Annotated in this window: 16 protein-coding genes; 12 read left to right on the top strand and 4 right to left on the bottom strand. The window is 65.2% G+C overall.

The features are described from left to right. Positions 1-24: 24 nt before the first annotated feature. The 3 genes from CFB34_RS29255 to acs all read right to left on the bottom strand — a co-directional run bounded on the left by CFB34_RS29255 (position 25) and on the right by acs (position 4,456). Positions 25-2,040, bottom strand: coding sequence for a sodium:solute symporter family protein (locus tag CFB34_RS29255; RefSeq protein ID WP_089440620.1), 2,016 nt, complete (start codon positions 2,038-2,040; stop codon positions 25-27). 3 nt (positions 2,041-2,043) lie between these two features. Further along, complete coding sequence (locus CFB34_RS29250) at positions 2,044-2,388, bottom strand: DUF4212 domain-containing protein (RefSeq protein WP_089440621.1); 345 nt, start codon at positions 2,386-2,388, stop codon at positions 2,044-2,046. 85 nt (positions 2,389-2,473) lie between these two features. Then, on the bottom strand, positions 2,474-4,456 hold the full coding sequence (acs, locus tag CFB34_RS29245; RefSeq protein ID WP_089440622.1) for an acetate--CoA ligase: 1,983 nt from the start codon (positions 4,454-4,456) through the stop codon (positions 2,474-2,476). 317 nt (positions 4,457-4,773) lie between these two features. On the opposite strand from acs, the gene CFB34_RS29240 reads away from it, so the two are divergent. The 9 genes from CFB34_RS29240 to CFB34_RS29200 all read left to right on the top strand — a co-directional run bounded on the left by CFB34_RS29240 (position 4,774) and on the right by CFB34_RS29200 (position 12,080). After that, entirely contained in the window at positions 4,774-5,667 is an 894-nt protein-coding gene (locus CFB34_RS29240; protein WP_071333524.1) for a DMT family transporter, read from the top strand. A 113-nt stretch (positions 5,668-5,780) separates the two neighbouring features. After that, positions 5,781-6,404, top strand: coding sequence for a TIGR00645 family protein (locus tag CFB34_RS29235; protein WP_039370107.1), 624 nt, complete (start codon positions 5,781-5,783; stop codon positions 6,402-6,404). A gap of 34 nt (positions 6,405-6,438) precedes the next feature. Beyond that, on the top strand, positions 6,439-7,962 hold the full coding sequence (locus tag CFB34_RS29230; protein WP_089440623.1) for a fumarate hydratase: 1,524 nt from the start codon (positions 6,439-6,441) through the stop codon (positions 7,960-7,962). Between the two features lie 194 nt (positions 7,963-8,156). Beyond that, positions 8,157-8,633, top strand: coding sequence for a bacterioferritin (gene bfr / locus CFB34_RS29225; RefSeq protein ID WP_011352652.1), 477 nt, complete (start codon positions 8,157-8,159; stop codon positions 8,631-8,633). 39 nt (positions 8,634-8,672) lie between these two features. After that, a complete protein-coding gene (gene murI / locus CFB34_RS29220; RefSeq protein ID WP_089440624.1) occupies positions 8,673-9,533 on the top strand; it encodes a glutamate racemase in 861 nt (286 codons plus the stop codon). A gap of 150 nt (positions 9,534-9,683) precedes the next feature. Continuing rightward, positions 9,684-9,920 (top strand): (2Fe-2S)-binding protein, encoded by a 237-nt coding sequence (locus CFB34_RS29215; protein WP_039370093.1) that lies wholly within the window; start codon positions 9,684-9,686, stop codon positions 9,918-9,920. A 218-nt stretch (positions 9,921-10,138) separates the two neighbouring features. Next, positions 10,139-10,870 (top strand): energy transducer TonB, encoded by a 732-nt coding sequence (locus CFB34_RS29210; protein WP_089440625.1) that lies wholly within the window; start codon positions 10,139-10,141, stop codon positions 10,868-10,870. A 36-nt stretch (positions 10,871-10,906) separates the two neighbouring features. Continuing rightward, positions 10,907-11,638 (top strand): MotA/TolQ/ExbB proton channel family protein, encoded by a 732-nt coding sequence (locus CFB34_RS29205; RefSeq protein ID WP_089440626.1) that lies wholly within the window; start codon positions 10,907-10,909, stop codon positions 11,636-11,638. Positions 11,639-11,651: 13 nt separating this feature from the next. Beyond that, positions 11,652-12,080 (top strand): biopolymer transporter ExbD, encoded by a 429-nt coding sequence (locus CFB34_RS29200; protein ID WP_039370086.1) that lies wholly within the window; start codon positions 11,652-11,654, stop codon positions 12,078-12,080. Between the two features lie 390 nt (positions 12,081-12,470). Here CFB34_RS29200 and CFB34_RS29195 read toward each other — a convergent pair whose 3' ends face one another. Further along, positions 12,471-13,445 carry a LysR family transcriptional regulator gene (locus CFB34_RS29195; RefSeq protein WP_069248441.1) on the bottom strand — a complete coding sequence of 325 codons (975 nt, stop codon included), beginning with the start codon at positions 13,443-13,445 and terminating at the stop codon, positions 12,471-12,473. Positions 13,446-13,567: 122 nt separating this feature from the next. On the opposite strand from CFB34_RS29195, the gene CFB34_RS29190 reads away from it, so the two are divergent. The 3 genes from CFB34_RS29190 to CFB34_RS29180 all read left to right on the top strand — a co-directional run bounded on the left by CFB34_RS29190 (position 13,568) and on the right by CFB34_RS29180 (position 15,412). After that, positions 13,568-14,440, top strand: coding sequence for a pirin family protein (locus CFB34_RS29190; protein ID WP_089440627.1), 873 nt, complete (start codon positions 13,568-13,570; stop codon positions 14,438-14,440). 99 nt (positions 14,441-14,539) lie between these two features. After that, entirely contained in the window at positions 14,540-15,022 is a 483-nt protein-coding gene (locus CFB34_RS29185; protein ID WP_039370078.1) for an SRPBCC family protein, read from the top strand. Between the two features lie 138 nt (positions 15,023-15,160). Then, entirely contained in the window at positions 15,161-15,412 is a 252-nt protein-coding gene (locus CFB34_RS29180) for a hemin uptake protein HemP (protein ID WP_089440628.1), read from the top strand. The last annotated feature ends 195 nt before the right edge of the window (positions 15,413-15,607 follow it).

Here is a 15,607-nt window from a genome sequence, read left to right as displayed (position 1 = left end):
GAGCAATGCCGAACGACACTTGCGTCACGGATGCCGGATGTAATCCACCAGCGCCCGCGTATATTCATCCGGCTTTCGATCGCACAAACTCACCACGATCGCCACGGCAAAACCCGCCGGCACCCCGAACACCCCCGAGCTAATCGGCTCGATCCCGAACCACGTGCTCCCCGCAAACCCCGTCAGCTGCGTGAAGTACGGATAGGTCGACACGATGTAGTACACGCACACGGCGAGCCCGGTCACCATCCCGGCGATCGCGCCACGCGTCGTCGTGCGCTTCCAGAACACGCCGAGCACGAGCACCGGAAAGAAGCTCGAGGCCGCCAGCGAAAACGCAGCACCGACGAGAAACAGGATCTTCCCGGTATTGAGCGACGCGACATACGACGCGAACAGCGCGACGCCGAGCAGCAGCACCTTCGAGATCGTCACGCGCCGCTGGCTCGACGCGTCGGGCGCGACCATGCAGTAATAGACGTCGTGCGACAGCGCGTTCGCGATCGTCAGCAGCAGCCCGTCCGCGGTCGACAGCGCCGCGGCCAGCGCACCGGCCGCGATCAGCCCCGACACGACATACGGCAGCCCGGCGATCTCCGGCGCGGCCAGCACGACCATGTCCGGCTGCATCTGGATTTCCGACCAGTGCACGATGCCGTCGCGAATCACTTCGACGACACTGATCAGGTCGGGTTCGAAGTGATGCCATTGCGTGACCCACGCGGGCAATTCGGCGAACGGCCGCCCGACGAGGTTCGCGAGGATCTCGTATTTGATCAGCACCGCGAGCACCGGCACGCTCAGGTAGAACAGCGCGATGAAGAACAACGTCCACCCGACCGAGCGCCGTGCGGACGCGACCGACGTGGTCGTGTTGTAGCGCGTCAGGATGTGCGGCAGACTCGCGGTGCCGAGCGACAGGCACAGCAGCAGTGCAAGGAAATTCCGCTCGCGCGGCTTGCGTTCGTCTTCGCTCGCGGCGGGAAACGGCTCGTGCATCGGCACGGGCGGCTCGGCACGGGCCAGCAGGTCGTCGCGCGCCTGCGTCCACGCGACGCGCGCCGCCGCCGGATCGCGCGGGAAGTCGGCCAGTTCCCGCTCGCGCAGGCTGATCTCACGCAGCGGCCCGTTGTGACGCCGCAGGTCGGCCAGTTGGTCGGCGAGATGCCGCCGGGCGTCCGCATAGGATGCCGGCAGCCGGTCGAGGCGCGTCTGGATATCCGCGGCTTGCCGGCGGTACGCGTCGCGCACCCGCTGCTCGTCGAACGCATCGCGCACCTGCGCCTCGCGCGCCGCGACGCGCTCCATCAGTTTGCCGTAATTGAACTGCGGCACGGGGCCGAGCCCGTTCTTCATCGCGATCAGCGACACCGGAATCAGGATCGCGCTGATCAGGATGATGTATTGCGCAACCTGCGTCCACGTGACCGCGCGCATCCCGCCGAGAAACGAGCACACGAGGATGCCCGCAAGCCCGCAGAAAATCCCGATCGCGAAATCGACGCCGATGAAGCGCGTCGCGATCAGGCCGATCCCCTGGATCTGCGCGACCAGATACACGAACGAACACAGGATCGCCGCACCGGCCGCCAGCGCGCGCACGGCCGTGCTCGAAAAGCGCGTACCGAGGAAATCGGGAATGGTGTAGCGCGCGAGCTTGCGCACATACGGCGCGAGCAGGAACGCGACGAGGCAGAACCCGCCCGTCCAGCCCATCACGTAGGCGAGCGCATCGTAGCCGGTCGCGTAGAGCGATCCGGCCAGGCCGATGAACGATGCGGCCGACAGCCAGTCGGCCGCGGTCGCCATCCCGTTGAAGGCAGACGGCACGCGCCGCCCGGCCACGTAGTATTCGACGAGATCGGACGTACGCGACAGCAGCCCGATCACCGCATATACGGCAATCGGCACGAACAGGAACACGTAGCCGATCCAGACGCCGGAGCCGGTGGCCTGCTCGATCCGCCACATCAGCAGCACGAACCCGAGAAACCCCAGCGTGTAGAGCGCGTAGGCGCGGATCAGTCGATGCGTCAGCATGGATCAGCGTCCACCGTTCGCGTAGCCGGCGTGTGCCGCATGATCGTCGTACGCACGGCGCAGCGTGCGGTCCGCGCGTTGCATCAGCCCGATGTAGACGACGATCAGCACGAGGTACACGAGAATCGCGCCCTGCGCGCCGACGTAGAACGGCAGGCTGAACCCGGCGAAACGAATCCCTGCGAGCGCGGGCCCGAAGAACGGCACGATGAACGATACGGCAAAGCCGATCACCATCAGCACCGCGATCAGCGCGACGTTGAAGCGCCAGTAGCGCGCGTGGGCACGCGCGAGCGGCTCGGGAACGGGGGGCGGCGCGGCAGGCGCGGGACGGGTTGGAACGGTCATGCCGTTATGTAACAAAAAGCCCCTGCGCGGGCAATCGGGATTGCCGCGCAGGGGCTCGTGCGCGTGATGCGCAACCGGTACCCGATCAGCGCACTTCGGCGAGCTGCTCGAGGATGGCCGGATTCTCGAGCGTGGACGTGTCCTGCGTGATCGCCTCGCCCTTCGCGAGCGAACGCAGCAGGCGCCGCATGATCTTGCCCGAGCGCGTCTTCGGCAGGTTGTCGCCGAAGCGGATGTCCTTCGGCTTCGCGATCGGCCCGATCTGCTTGCCGACCCAGTCACGCAGCGTCTTCGCCAGCGCCGCCGCTTCCTCGCCTTCCGGACGCGAACGCTTCAGCACCACGAACGCAACCACCGCCTCGCCCGTCGTATCGTCCGGACGGCCGACCACGGCCGCCTCGGCCACGAGTTCGTGCGAGACGAGCGCCGATTCGATTTCCATCGTGCCGAGCCGGTGGCCCGACACGTTCAGCACGTCGTCGATCCGGCCCATGATCGTGAAGTAGCCGGTGTCCTTGTCGCGCACGGTGCCGTCACCGGCCAGATACAGGCGCCCGCCGAGTTCCTCGGGGTAGTAGCTCTTCTTGAAACGCTCCGGGTCGCCCCAGATCGTGCGGATCATCGCGGGCCACGGGCGCTTGACGACGAGGATGCCGCCCTGCCCGTTCGGCACGTCCTGGCCGGTTTCGTCGACCACCGCGGCCATGATGCCCGGCAGCGGCAGCGTGCACGAACCGGGCACGGTCGGCGTCGCGCCCGGCAGCGGCGTGATCATGTGGCCGCCCGTCTCGGTCTGCCACCACGTGTCGACGATCGGGCAGCGTTCCTGGCCGACGTGCTTGTGATACCACATCCATGCTTCCGGATTGATCGGCTCGCCGACGGTGCCGATGATGCGCAGGCTCGACAGGTCGTAGCTTTTCGGATGGACCTTGTCGTCGGCCTCGGCCGCCTTGATCAGCGAACGGATCGCGGTCGGCGCGGTGTAGAACACGGTGACCTTGTGGTCGCCGATCATCTTCCAGAAACGCCCGGCGTCCGGATAGGTCGGCACGCCTTCGAACACGACCTGCGTGCCGCCGCAGGCGAGCGGGCCGTACGTGATGTACGTGTGGCCGGTGACCCAGCCGATGTCGGCCGTGCACCAGAACACGTCGGTGGGCTTCCAGTCGAAGGTCCACTTCATCGTCTGCGCGGCCCACAACAGGTAGCCGCCCGTGCTGTGCTGCACGCCCTTCGGCTTGCCGGTCGAGCCCGACGTATACAGGATGAACAGCGGATGCTCTGCGCCGACCCATTCCGGCTCGCACTGGTCGGATTCGCCGGCCGTCAGTTCGTGCATCCACAGGTCGCGCCCGGCATGCCAGTCGATCTTGCCGCCGGTGCGGCGATAGACGATCACGCTCTTCACGGCCTCGCAGCCGCCCAGCGCGATCGCTTCGTCCGCGATGCTCTTCAGCGGCAGCGTCTTGCCGCCGCGCGCCTGCTCGTCGGCCGTGACGAGCGCCGTCGCGCCGACGTCGACGAGCCGCTCGTTCAGCGACTTCGCGGAGAAGCCGCCGAACACGACCGAGTGCGTCGCGCCGATGCGCGCGCAGGCCTGCATCGCGACGATGCCTTCGATCGACATCGGGATATAGATGACGACGCGGTCGCCCTTGCCGATCCCGCGCTTCTTCAGCGCATTCGCGAACCGCGATACGCGTGCGAGGAGATCCGCATAGGTGACGCGCGTGACGGTGCCGTCGTCGGCTTCGAAGATCACCGCGACGCGCTCGCCGTTGCCGGCTTCGACGTGGCGGTCGAGGCAGTTGTACGACGCGTTCAGCTCGCCGTCGTCGAACCACTTGTAGAACGGCGCGTTGGACTCGTCGAGCACTTTCGTGAACGGCTTGTGCCACGCCAGACCCTCGCGCGCGAGCCGCGCCCAGAATCCTTCGTAATCGTTTTCGGCTTCGGCGGCGAGCGCACGATAGGCCGGCATGCCGGAAATGGTCGCCGCCTGTTCGAGCGCCGCGGGCGGCGCAAACTGACGGGTTTCGTGAAGAACCGATTCAATCGCAGACATCGACTACCCCTTGGTGAACATGAATCCTCTGCATGGCGGCGCGATCGTGCGCGCCGCGCGTCTTGGCCGGCGCAAGCGCGCCGCTGTCTCCTACCCACCACCCGCGCACGGCCCGAAGGCCGCTGCGCGATGCTGCGCCGCACCACGTCACACGATGGCGACCGGGCGACCCGACAGTTTCCACGATAAGCGCTCGAACTTACCCGTCACTTACGCGGCACGGCCGTTTCGCCCTTCGGGCGGCGCCCGCGTGCAGCTTTACGCTGTAACGAGCGCGACCCTACAATCCTAACTGAACTCGCCTTCCGGATTCCAGCTTGAATCGCTACGCTTTCTTTCTCGTGCTGTCGATGCTGTTCGTCGGCAGCAATGTCGGTATCGGTAAATCGATCGTCGTCTTCGTTCCCGTCGCCATCCTCGCCACGCTGCGCTTCGTGATCGCGATCGCCGTGCTGTGGCCGCTGTTCAGCCCGGTGAAAATGCGCACGGTCAAGCGCGGCGAATGGCTGAACCTGTTCCTGCAGGCGTTCTTCGGCACCTTCATGTTCACGCTGCTGATGCTGAACGGCGTGCAGCGCACGAGCGCGGTCGCGGCCGGCGTGATCACCAGCACGATCCCGGCGATCGTCGCGTTGTTCGCGTGGCTGATCCTGCGTGAAAAACCGAACGGTCGGGCGCTGGTATCGATCGCACTCGCGATCGCCGGCGTCGTGACGATCAACCTCGCGAACGGCAGCGCGGCCGGGCACGGCACGTCGTCGCTGACCGGCAACCTGCTGATCCTCGGCGCGGTGTGCTGCGAATCGATCTACGTGATCCTGTCGCGCCGCCTCACGCAAACGCTCGCGCCGATCGACATCTGCGCGTACACGCACCTGTTCGGCCTGTGCCTGATGCTGCCGCTCGGCGCGACGGCCATGTGGCATTTCGATTACGCGAGCGTGCCGGCCGGCACCTGGGCGCTCGTCGTCTGGTATGGCCTGTCGGCCAGCATCTTCTCGTTCTGGCTGTGGATGAAAGGCATCCGGCACGTGCCGGGCAGCCTCGCCGGCGTGTTCAGCGCGGTGCTGCCGGTCGCGGCCGCCGCGTATGGCATCGCGTTCCTCGGCGAGCGCCCGACGCTCGCCCACGGCATCGCGCTCGCGTGCGTCGTCACCGGCATCGTGCTCGCCAGCCTGCGCGTGAAACGCGTGCCGGCCGCCGCCTCCTGATCCGTCCCCGGCAGCGCCGGCGCGTCACTGCAATCGCGCCGGCCGACGCGTTACAATAGCGCGCCTTTTCAAGATTACCCCCGATACCTGCGCACCGCGCCCGACTGTCCACCATGTCCGCCCCGCATTCGCCCGGCCGCCCCGCGCGTCGCCCGCTTCGCCCGCTTCCCGCGCTGATTTTCATGAGCCGCTGGCTCCAGGTTCCGCTCTACCTCGGCCTGATCGTTGCGCAAGCCGTCTACGTGTTCCTGTTCCTGAAGGAAGTCTGGCACCTGCTGTCGCATGCGACGAGCCTCGACGAAATCAGCGTGATGCTCGCGGTGCTCGGCCTGATCGACGTGGTGATGATCTCGAACCTGCTGATCATGGTAATCGTCGGCGGTTACGAGACGTTCGTGTCGCGCCTCGGCATCGAGGGGCACCCCGACGAGCCCGAGTGGCTCGACCACGTGAACGCGGGCGTGCTGAAGGTCAAGCTGTCGATGGCGCTGATCAGCATTTCGTCGATCCACCTGCTGAAGACCTTCATCAACCCCGACCAGCACACGATGCACGCGATCATGTGGCAGGTGATCATCCACGTGTCGTTCCTGGTGTCGGCGCTCGTGATGGCGTGGGTCGACCGCCTGACGACGCACACGCACCCGGCCCATTTCCACGAGCCGCACGCCCACGGCGCGCACGCGCCCGCGGCGAACGAGCCCCGCAAGCCGGCCGACGCAGCCGTCAACGCATAAACGCATTCCCCACTGTCCCCACAGAGTCTCAGCCATGACCGTCATCAAACAGGAAGACCTGATCCAGAGCATCGCGGATTCGCTGCAGTACATCAGCTACTACCATCCGCTCGACTACATCCAGGCCCTCGGCCGCGCGTACGAGCTGGAAGAAAGCCCGGCCGCGAAGGATGCGATCGCGCAGATCCTCACGAACAGCCGCATGTGCGCGGAAGGCCGCCGCCCGATCTGCCAGGACACCGGCATCGTCACGATCTTCGTGAAGGTCGGCATGGACGTGCGCTGGGACGGCGCGACGATGGGCCTCACCGACATGATCAACGAGGGCGTGCGTCGCGGTTACACGCACCCGGACAACGTGCTGCGCGCGTCGATCGTCAATCCGCCGGAAGGCGCCCGCAAGAACACGAAGGACAACACGCCGGCCGTGATCCACTACGAGATCGTGCCGGGCGACAAGGTCGACGTGCAGGTCGCGGCGAAGGGCGGCGGCTCGGAGAACAAGTCGAAGTTCGTGATGCTGAACCCGTCCGACTCGATCGTCGACTGGGTGCTGAAGACGGTCCCGACGATGGGCGCGGGCTGGTGCCCGCCCGGCATGCTGGGGATCGGCATCGGCGGCACCGCCGAAAAGGCGATGCTGATGGCGAAGGAATCGCTGATGGAGCCGATCGACATCCAGGAAATCATCGCGCGCGGCCCGAAGGACTGGGTCGAGGAACTGCGCGTCGAGCTGCACGAGAAGGTCAACGCGCTCGGCATCGGCGCCCAGGGCCTCGGCGGCCTGGCAACGGTGCTCGACGTAAAGATCATGGCCGCACCGACGCACGCGGCATCGAAGCCGGTCGCGCTGATCCCGAACTGCGCGGCGACGCGCCACGCGCACTTCGTGCTCGACGGCTCGGGCCCGGCCAAGCTTGAAGCACCGTCGCTCGACGCGTGGCCGAAGGTCAACTGGGAACCGAACACGGAAACCAGCAAGCGCGTCGACCTGAACACGCTGACGCCGGAAGAAGTCGCGAGCTGGACGCCGGGCCAGACGCTGCTGCTGTCGGGCAAGATGCTCACCGGCCGCGACGCGGCGCACAAGCGCATCGCCGACATGCTCGCGAAGGGCGAGAAGCTGCCGGTCGACTTCACGAACCGCGTGATCTACTACGTCGGCCCGGTCGATCCGGTCCGCGATGAAGTGGTCGGCCCGGCAGGCCCGACGACGGCCACGCGCATGGACAAGTTCACCGAGACGATGCTCGCGCAAACCGGCCTGATCTCGATGGTCGGCAAGGCCGAGCGCGGCCCGGTCGCGATCGACGCGATCAAGAAGCACAAGGCGGCCTACCTGATGGCCGTCGGCGGCGCGGCTTACCTCGTGTCGAAGGCGATCCGCGGTGCGAAGGTGCTCGCGTTCGAAGACCTCGGCATGGAAGCGATCTACGAGTTCGACGTACAGGACATGCCGGTGACGGTTGCCGTCGATTCGTCGGGCACGTCGGTGCACCAGACCGGTCCGAAGGAGTGGCAAGCGAAGATCGGCAAGATCCCGGTCGCAACCGCTTAAGCGCGATCGAACGAAAGGCCGGACGCGAGTCCGGCCTTTTTACTTCTCATTCTCATTATTGTGCGTGGCCGGATATTCGAGGCTGATTCTCATTACACGCAAAAGGCAGGCCCGGCAAGGCTTCGAGGCTTGGCTTTTCTCGTTCGAGCGATTATCGTTCGGTTTCTGAAGCCCCACTGAACAAGGAACAAGCCATGCAAGGCGACAAGAAAGTCATCGAATATCTGAACGCCCAGTTGAAGAATGAACTCACGGCGATCAACCAGTACTTCCTGCATGCGCGCATGTACAAGCACTGGGGCCTCGAGAAGCTCGGCAAGCACGAGTACGACGAGTCGATCGGCGAAATGAAGCACGCCGACTGGCTGATCGAGCGCGTCTTCATGCTCGACGGCCTGCCGAACCTGCAGGATCTGCACAAGCTGCTCGTCGGCGAGGAAACCGAAGAGATCCTGAAGTGCGACCTGAAGCTCGAACAGATCTCGCAGTCCACCTGCAAGGAAGCGATCGCCTACTGCGAATCGGTGCGTGACTACGTGTCGCGCGAGATCTTCGAAAAGATCCTCGACGACACCGAAGAGCACATCGACTGGCTGGAAACGCAGATCGACCTGATCGGCAAGGTCGGCCTGCAGAACTACCAGCAAACGATGATGGGGTCGCCGGAGTAAACTCGCTCCACGCTTCCCGTTACCGCCCCCAGCCCGTTCATGTCGACACCTTCCGTTATTCCTGCGACGGCCACGACCGTCGCCCCCATCGGCATCTTCGATTCAGGGCTGGGCGGCCTGTCGGTGTTGCGCGCCGTGCGCGCGCAGCTTCCCGACGAATCGTTCATCTACGTTGCCGATTCGCACCATGCGCCGTATGGTCCGCGCGACGAGGCGTTCATTACGGAACGCACGCTCGCAATCGGCGAGTGGCTGGCACGCGAAGGGGCGAAAGCGCTCGTCATTGCGTGCAACACGGCGACCGCACGTGCGATCGCCACGGTCCGCGAACATCTGTCGATGCCGCTCATCGGCGTCGAGCCGGGCATCAAGCCGGCCGCCGCCGTGTCCGCGAGCGGCGTCGCGGGTGTCCTCGCCACGCAGTCGACGCTGAACAGCCCGCGCTTCCAGGCGCTGCTCGACCGCTACGGCGCCGGCCGCCGCTTCATCTGCCAGCCCGGCCACGGGCTCGTCGAAGCCATCGAGCGCGGCGATACGAATTCGCCCGCGTTGCGCGCATTGCTCGACAGCTACCTGCAACCGATGCTCGACGACGGCGCCGATACGCTGGTACTCGGCTGCACGCATTACCCGTTCTTCACCGAAACGATTCGTGACCTTGTGGGCGACCGCCTGACGCTCGTCGACACCAGCGACGCGATCGCGCGCCAGCTCGTACGGGTGCTCGACGAACGCAACCTGCGCGCACCGGCCGGCACGCGCGCAGCATCGCCCCGCTTCTGCTCGACCAGCGACGGCCGCCAGTTGCAGGTGCTGGCCTCGACGCTGCTCGGCCTCGCCGCACCGGTCGAATCCGTCACCATTTCCTCGCCGAACGCGCGCGCCTGCGCGACCGCCTGATACCGGCCGGCACGCCCTCTTCCGCGTGCCGCTCCCCCCTTCCGACGCTTCAAGGGTCCGATGCCCTTAAAAAAAGCCTGCCCCAGGCTTGTCAACGTCCACAAATTTAATGATAATAATTCGCATTACCGTTAGCTATCGCAACTCATCATGATCGTCTGCGTGTGCAAGTCCGTTTCCGATCGCAAGATTCGCGCGTCCCTCGCAGAGGGCGTGAACTCTTTCGATGAACTCCAGTTCGAGCTTGGCGTGGCCACGTGCTGCGGCAAGTGCGAGGAGTCCGTACGCGACCTCATGGCCGAACAAGGCGTCTGCGCGAGCCGGTGCGGTGTCGAGCATCATGCTCACCCGATCCCGGTCACGTTCTACGAACGCAAGGCCGCCTGACCGGCGCCGAGTGTGCGCATGCGGCCCCGGCCGCATTTTTTGTTTTGACCGTCAGCAAGCCACCGTCTGCGCGAGCCAGCGGCTTACCTGCCAAGGAGCCTGTCATGGAATTGCTGATCGGATTTGTGACCACCGTTTGCATCTCGCTGCTGATCTTCCGCAAGTGATGCCGATTCACCCGCCGCGCCCCGGGTGCGACATCGTTCTTTCAAGCTAACATGCAGGCTTCGCATCTCGCTCCTGCCGGCGCCGTGCCGGCTGCACCACGTATGAATCCCCGAGTGATCGTCGTCGCGGTCGGTGTGCTTGCCGCACATGCGATCATGCTGACGGCCGCCTGGCTCCATCGCAACGCGCCGCCGCCGCCGAAGGAGATCGAGGTTCAGTCGATCACCGCGCAGCTCATTCCGCCTGCCCCTCCTGCCCAGCCGGTCGCGGTCCAGTCAGCCGCGCAGCAGCCTACGCCGCCCAAGCCCACGCCGCGCGTGAAGCCGAAGGTCGAGCCGAAGCCGGTGCAGAAGGCGGTCCCGACGCCTCAGCCCGTCTCGCAGGCACCGTCGCCGACGCCCGCGCCGGCAGTGGCCGATCCAACACCGGCTCCCGCCGCGCCGGCGCCGGCTGCCCCGGCTGCAGCACCCGGCCCCGCGCGCGAGACGATGCAGGTCAGCGCGCCGAAGAACGTGTCGGCGCTCGCCTGCAATTTCGTCAAGCCGACCTATCCGTCGATGTCGCGCCGTCGCGGCGAAACGGGCACGGCCTATGTTCACTTCATCATCGGCGTGACGGGCAAGATCGAAAGCGTCCAGCTGCAGAAGAGCAGCGGCTACCCGCGTCTCGACGAAGCCGCGCTCGAGGCGACGCGCGCGAGCACCTGCCCGCCGTATATCGAGAACGGCCAGGCGATCCGCGCCGCCCATACGCTGCCCTTCAACTTCACGCTTGACGACTAACCCGTCATATTCGGTAGATTCAAAGGAAACAAGAAAATGCAAAGCTACGGTATCGCGCACGTCTGGGCGCAAGGTGATTTCGTCACGCGCGCCATCGCGATCACGCTGCTCGTGATGTCGGTCCTGTCGTGGATCGTGATCGTCATCAAGGGCTGGAACGTGATTCGCCTGAACCGCCTGACGAAGAACGCCGAACAGGCATTCTGGCATTCGGACAACTTCGACGACGGCATCAAGAAGCTCGGCCTCGCCGCATCGACGCCGAACGACAACCCGTTCCTCGCGCTCGCGCTGTCGGGCAAGGAAGCCGCCGATCACCACCACCAGACGCAACCGCACCTGCACGACCGCATGGACGTGTCGGACTGGGTCACGCGCTGCCTGAAGGACACGATGGACGAAGGCATCTCGCGCATGCAGAGCGGTCTCGCGATCCTCGCGTCGATCGGCAGCACGGCGCCGTTCGTCGGCCTGTTCGGTACGGTCTGGGGGATCTACCACGCCCTGCTCGCAATCGGCGCATCCGGCCAGACGTCGATCGACCAGGTTGCGGGCCCGGTCGGCGAATCGCTGATCATGACGGCCTTCGGCCTGTTCGTCGCGATTCCGGCGGTGCTCGGCTACAACGCACTCACCCGCGCGAACAAGGGCGTCGTCAGCAAGCTGCGCCGCTTCGCGCACGGTCTGCATGCGTATTTCGTGACGGGCGCGAGCCTGGCCTCGTCGTCGACGCGCGACGGCCTGCGTCTCGCGACGCGCGCCAGCTGAGGCGGGGTGAACCATGGCAATGAACACCGGTTTCAGCGACGATGACGACGATGCAGTGATGAGCGAGATCAACATGACGCCGCTCGTCGACGTCATGCTCGTACTCCTGATCATTTTCCTCGTGACGATCCCGGCGATGCAGCATGCGGTGAAGATCGACCTGCCGCACGCCAGCAGCCAGCCCGTCGACGAAAAGCCGCAGACGGTCGACGTCGCGATCCAGGGTGACGGCACGATCCTGTGGGACGACCACACGGTCACGCGCGCCCAATTGCAGGAACGCATCGCGGAAGCGGCAAAACGCACGCCGCAACCGGAGTTGCACCTTCGTGCGGATCGCAAGGTCGCGTACGAACACGTCGCGGAAGTGATGTCGGATGCGCAGGCAGGCGGCTTGACGAAGCTCGGCTTCGTGACGGAGCCGGGCGCGAAAGCGAAGTAACGCACGCACGTCTTGCGGTAACGCATCGCCGGCCACGCCTCGCCGGCCGCGCCTAGCCGGCCGCGCACAAAGTAAAAGGCCTTCATCGCCAGATGAAGGCCTTTTTTCATGCGCACGCGGGCGCCTTCGGGCGGCGGGCTCTTTGGCGGTATCGGTTGCGCCTCGAGCAACGCAAATGCGACTCTGCCGTGGTCTGCACGGACTGCGCGTTCTGCCCTATCTGGCTCACAATATATGCGGCCACCTGATTTCGCTCAGAACTTCCTTCACGAAATGGGATTTCAATATAGGCCCGCGCGCACGCGCATTCAAGGTTCCCGCGATTGAAACTTGCGATTGCAGGCGACGCTTCAATGACAAAACAAATTTGCGTCGCCGTGCGCGTCGTGTTCAGGTCGCCGAAACATCGGCCGCCGCTTCCTTCTTCGCGCGTTCCGGGCACCCCGGATCCTGGTAGGCGCCGTGATCGAGCTTCTCGACCAGATAGTCGACGAACGCACGCACGGCCGGCGGCATCCCCTGCCGCGACACGAACACCGCGTACAGTTGCGGCACCGGCAGCGTCCAGCCCGGCATCACCGGCGACAATTGCCCCGCGCGCAGCGCGTTGCCGTACATCATCTCCGGCAATGCCGCGATGCCGAGGCCATCGAGCACGGCTTCACGGATCGTCATCAGGTCGGCCGTCACGAGCCGCGGGTCGTGCTCGTGCACGTGACGCGTTCCGTCCGGCGCGATCAGGTTGAACACGTGCCGCCCGTCGACGCTCGGCGTATCGAGTGTCTCGAAGCCGCTCAGGTCGTCCGGTACCAGCGGCGGCGCATTCTGGCTCAACAGGCTCGGCGCGCCGACCAACATCTGCTCGGTGCGCCACAGCGGCCGCACGACGATGTTCGCGTTCTGCGGCGGCTCCGAGCGCACGCGCAGCGCGACGTCGATCGAATCCTCGAACAGGTCGATCACGCGATTCGTCACGCGGACGTGCACCTTCACCTCGGGATAGCGACGCAGGAATTCGGGCAGGATGCGCGACAGCATCGTCTGCGACAGCGTCACGGGCACGCTGACGCGTACCGATCCGCGCGGCGATGAGCGCAACTGCTGCACCGCGTTCATCGCCGCCTGCGCTTCGGCCAGCATCGCCTGGCAATGCTGGTAGAACAGCTCCCCCGCCTCGGTCAGCGCGAGCTTGCGGGTGGAGCGCTGCAGCAGGCGCACGCCGAGCGCCGCCTCGAGTTCGGTCAGGCGCCGCGACAGGCGCGATTTCGAGATGCCCAGCACGCGCTCCGCGGCCGAGAAACCGCCATGTTCGACGACCTGCGAAAAGTACATGAGGTCGTTCAGGTTATGTGCATCGATATTCATCTCATCGTTCCATTTTCAGAACAATCCATTGCGAACCGTCGCGAATCGAACGGTAAAACGCCCAATATAATAGCGCTATGTTTCAAAAATAACGCTATTCCGACCATTTCGAGGGTATCCGCATGACGACCGCTCGCTCGCTTGACCGCACCTACCCCGCGCTTCGCACGACCGAAGGCGGCGGCTTCGTGGTTCACCGCCCGTTCCCGACCCGGCTGCTGATGGATTTCGATCCGTTCCTGCTGCTCGACGAAATGGGCCCCGTCGACTACGCGCCCGGCGAAGCCAAGGGCGCCCCCGACCATCCGCATCGCGGCTTCGAGACCGTGACCTACGCACTCGACGGGCGCTTCCGCCATCGCGACTCGTCCGGCCATGCCGGCACGCTCGGCCCGGGCGACGTGCAATGGATGACGGCAGGCGCCGGCGTCGTGCACAGCGAGATGCCGGATCCGGAATTCGCGCAAGCGGGCGGTCGCTCCCACGGTTTCCAGCTGTGGGTCAACCTGCCGCGTCGCGACAAGCTGATCGCGCCGCGCTACCAGGAGATCCCCGCCGACCGCATCCCGACCGCCACCTCACCTGACGGCCGCGCACGGGTGCGCGTGATCGCCGGCGAAGCGTTCGGCGTCCGCGCCGCGATCGAGACACGCACACCGATCCTCTACCAGCATTTCACGCTGCAACCGGGCGCAACGGTCACGCAGACCGTCCCGGCCGGCTATCGCGTGTTCGCCTATCCGATCGACGGAACGGGCCTCTACGGGCCCGCCAGGCAGGCGGTCGACGCACGACACATGGTCGTGTACTGCGATGACGGCGACACCGTCACGTTCGCCGCCGGCGACACGTCGCTCGACCTGCTGCTGATCGGCGGCGTGCCGCTCAACGAGCCGATCGTCCGCTACGGGCCGTTCGTGATGAACACCGAGGAAGAAATCCGGCAGGCGGTCGTCGACTACCAGACCGGTCGCATGGGGCGCATCGAAGCATGACGCACCGACGGGCGCCCAGGTGCCGCGAAATCGCGCGTTTTGCGTCACAATAACTTCTTGAACCACGTGGCCGCCCGCCACCAGAAGGAACCCGTCCCCTTGAACTTCGAACATCTGATCCAGATCAATTCCGACGATCCGGCCGTGCCGACCCTCACCCGCGACCAGCTCTGGGAAGGTCTCGTGTTGCGCGCCGAACAGCCGCAACTGTTCGTGCTCGGTCTCGACAGCTGCGTCGTCCACGAACGGACGGACACGACGCTCGAACGTGAACTGCACTACGGTCACGCGACCGTGCGCGACCACGTCACGTTCACGCCGAACCAGCAGGTTCGCTACGACATCCTCGCCGCCGATGGCGAGATCGGCGGCTCGCTGACGATGACGATCGAGGAACGCGACGACCACGAGCTGTTCCTGCGTTTCGAATACCGCACGACGCTGGTCGTCACGGACGACAGCGAAGACGCGCGTCAGACGCACGGGATCGTCAAGGAAGCGTACCGCACGTCGGATATCGACACGGTCCGCCTGATCCGCGAGTACGCGCAGGGCCGCAAGGATCCCGATCCGCTGCACTGAACCCGACGGCGGCCTGTGGGCCGCCCCTTTGACTCAAGCTATCGGGCTCGCCATTTCGATCGATAAAGAGTTTTTGTAAATGGGAATAGTTATCATTTAGAATTCATTCCATCGTATCGACAGTCACCGATCAAGCGAATGACCGACACCCTGCGCCAGACCCCGACCACGCTGACCTTGCGCCGCACGACCGGCACCGCAGGCAGCAGCCGTCAGAAGACGGCAGCGGTCACCACGCCGGCGAAACCCGCCGGCAACCGCGAAGCAGGCACGCGGGTCGTCAGCAGCGATGCGCTGCTGCAAGGCCAAAGCCACGTCAGCATCGCGCATAACGGAGAGACCTATCAGTTGCGCGCCACACGGCTGGGCAAACTGATCCTGACGAAGTAAGACAGCGTATTGTGGGGACCACCTCCCTGAGAGGTGTTGGGCAGTAGCCAGCGTAACGGCTTGCACGCGAGATCTAGACCCCTTCGTGCAAACACACTCAAGCAGCCGTTGCAGCAAGCCAAGCCACTTTTTTTGGTTCTCGCACAAGGAAGAAAAAAAAGCGACACGTCCTTCGACGTGTCGCTTTTTTGTTTG

It is taken from the genome of Burkholderia sp. HI4860, assembly GCF_002223045.2.
Lineage (GTDB): Bacteria > Pseudomonadota > Gammaproteobacteria > Burkholderiales > Burkholderiaceae > Burkholderia.
Note: the sequence above shows the minus strand (reverse complement) of the source record. Positions and strands in the feature narration are given on the sequence as shown.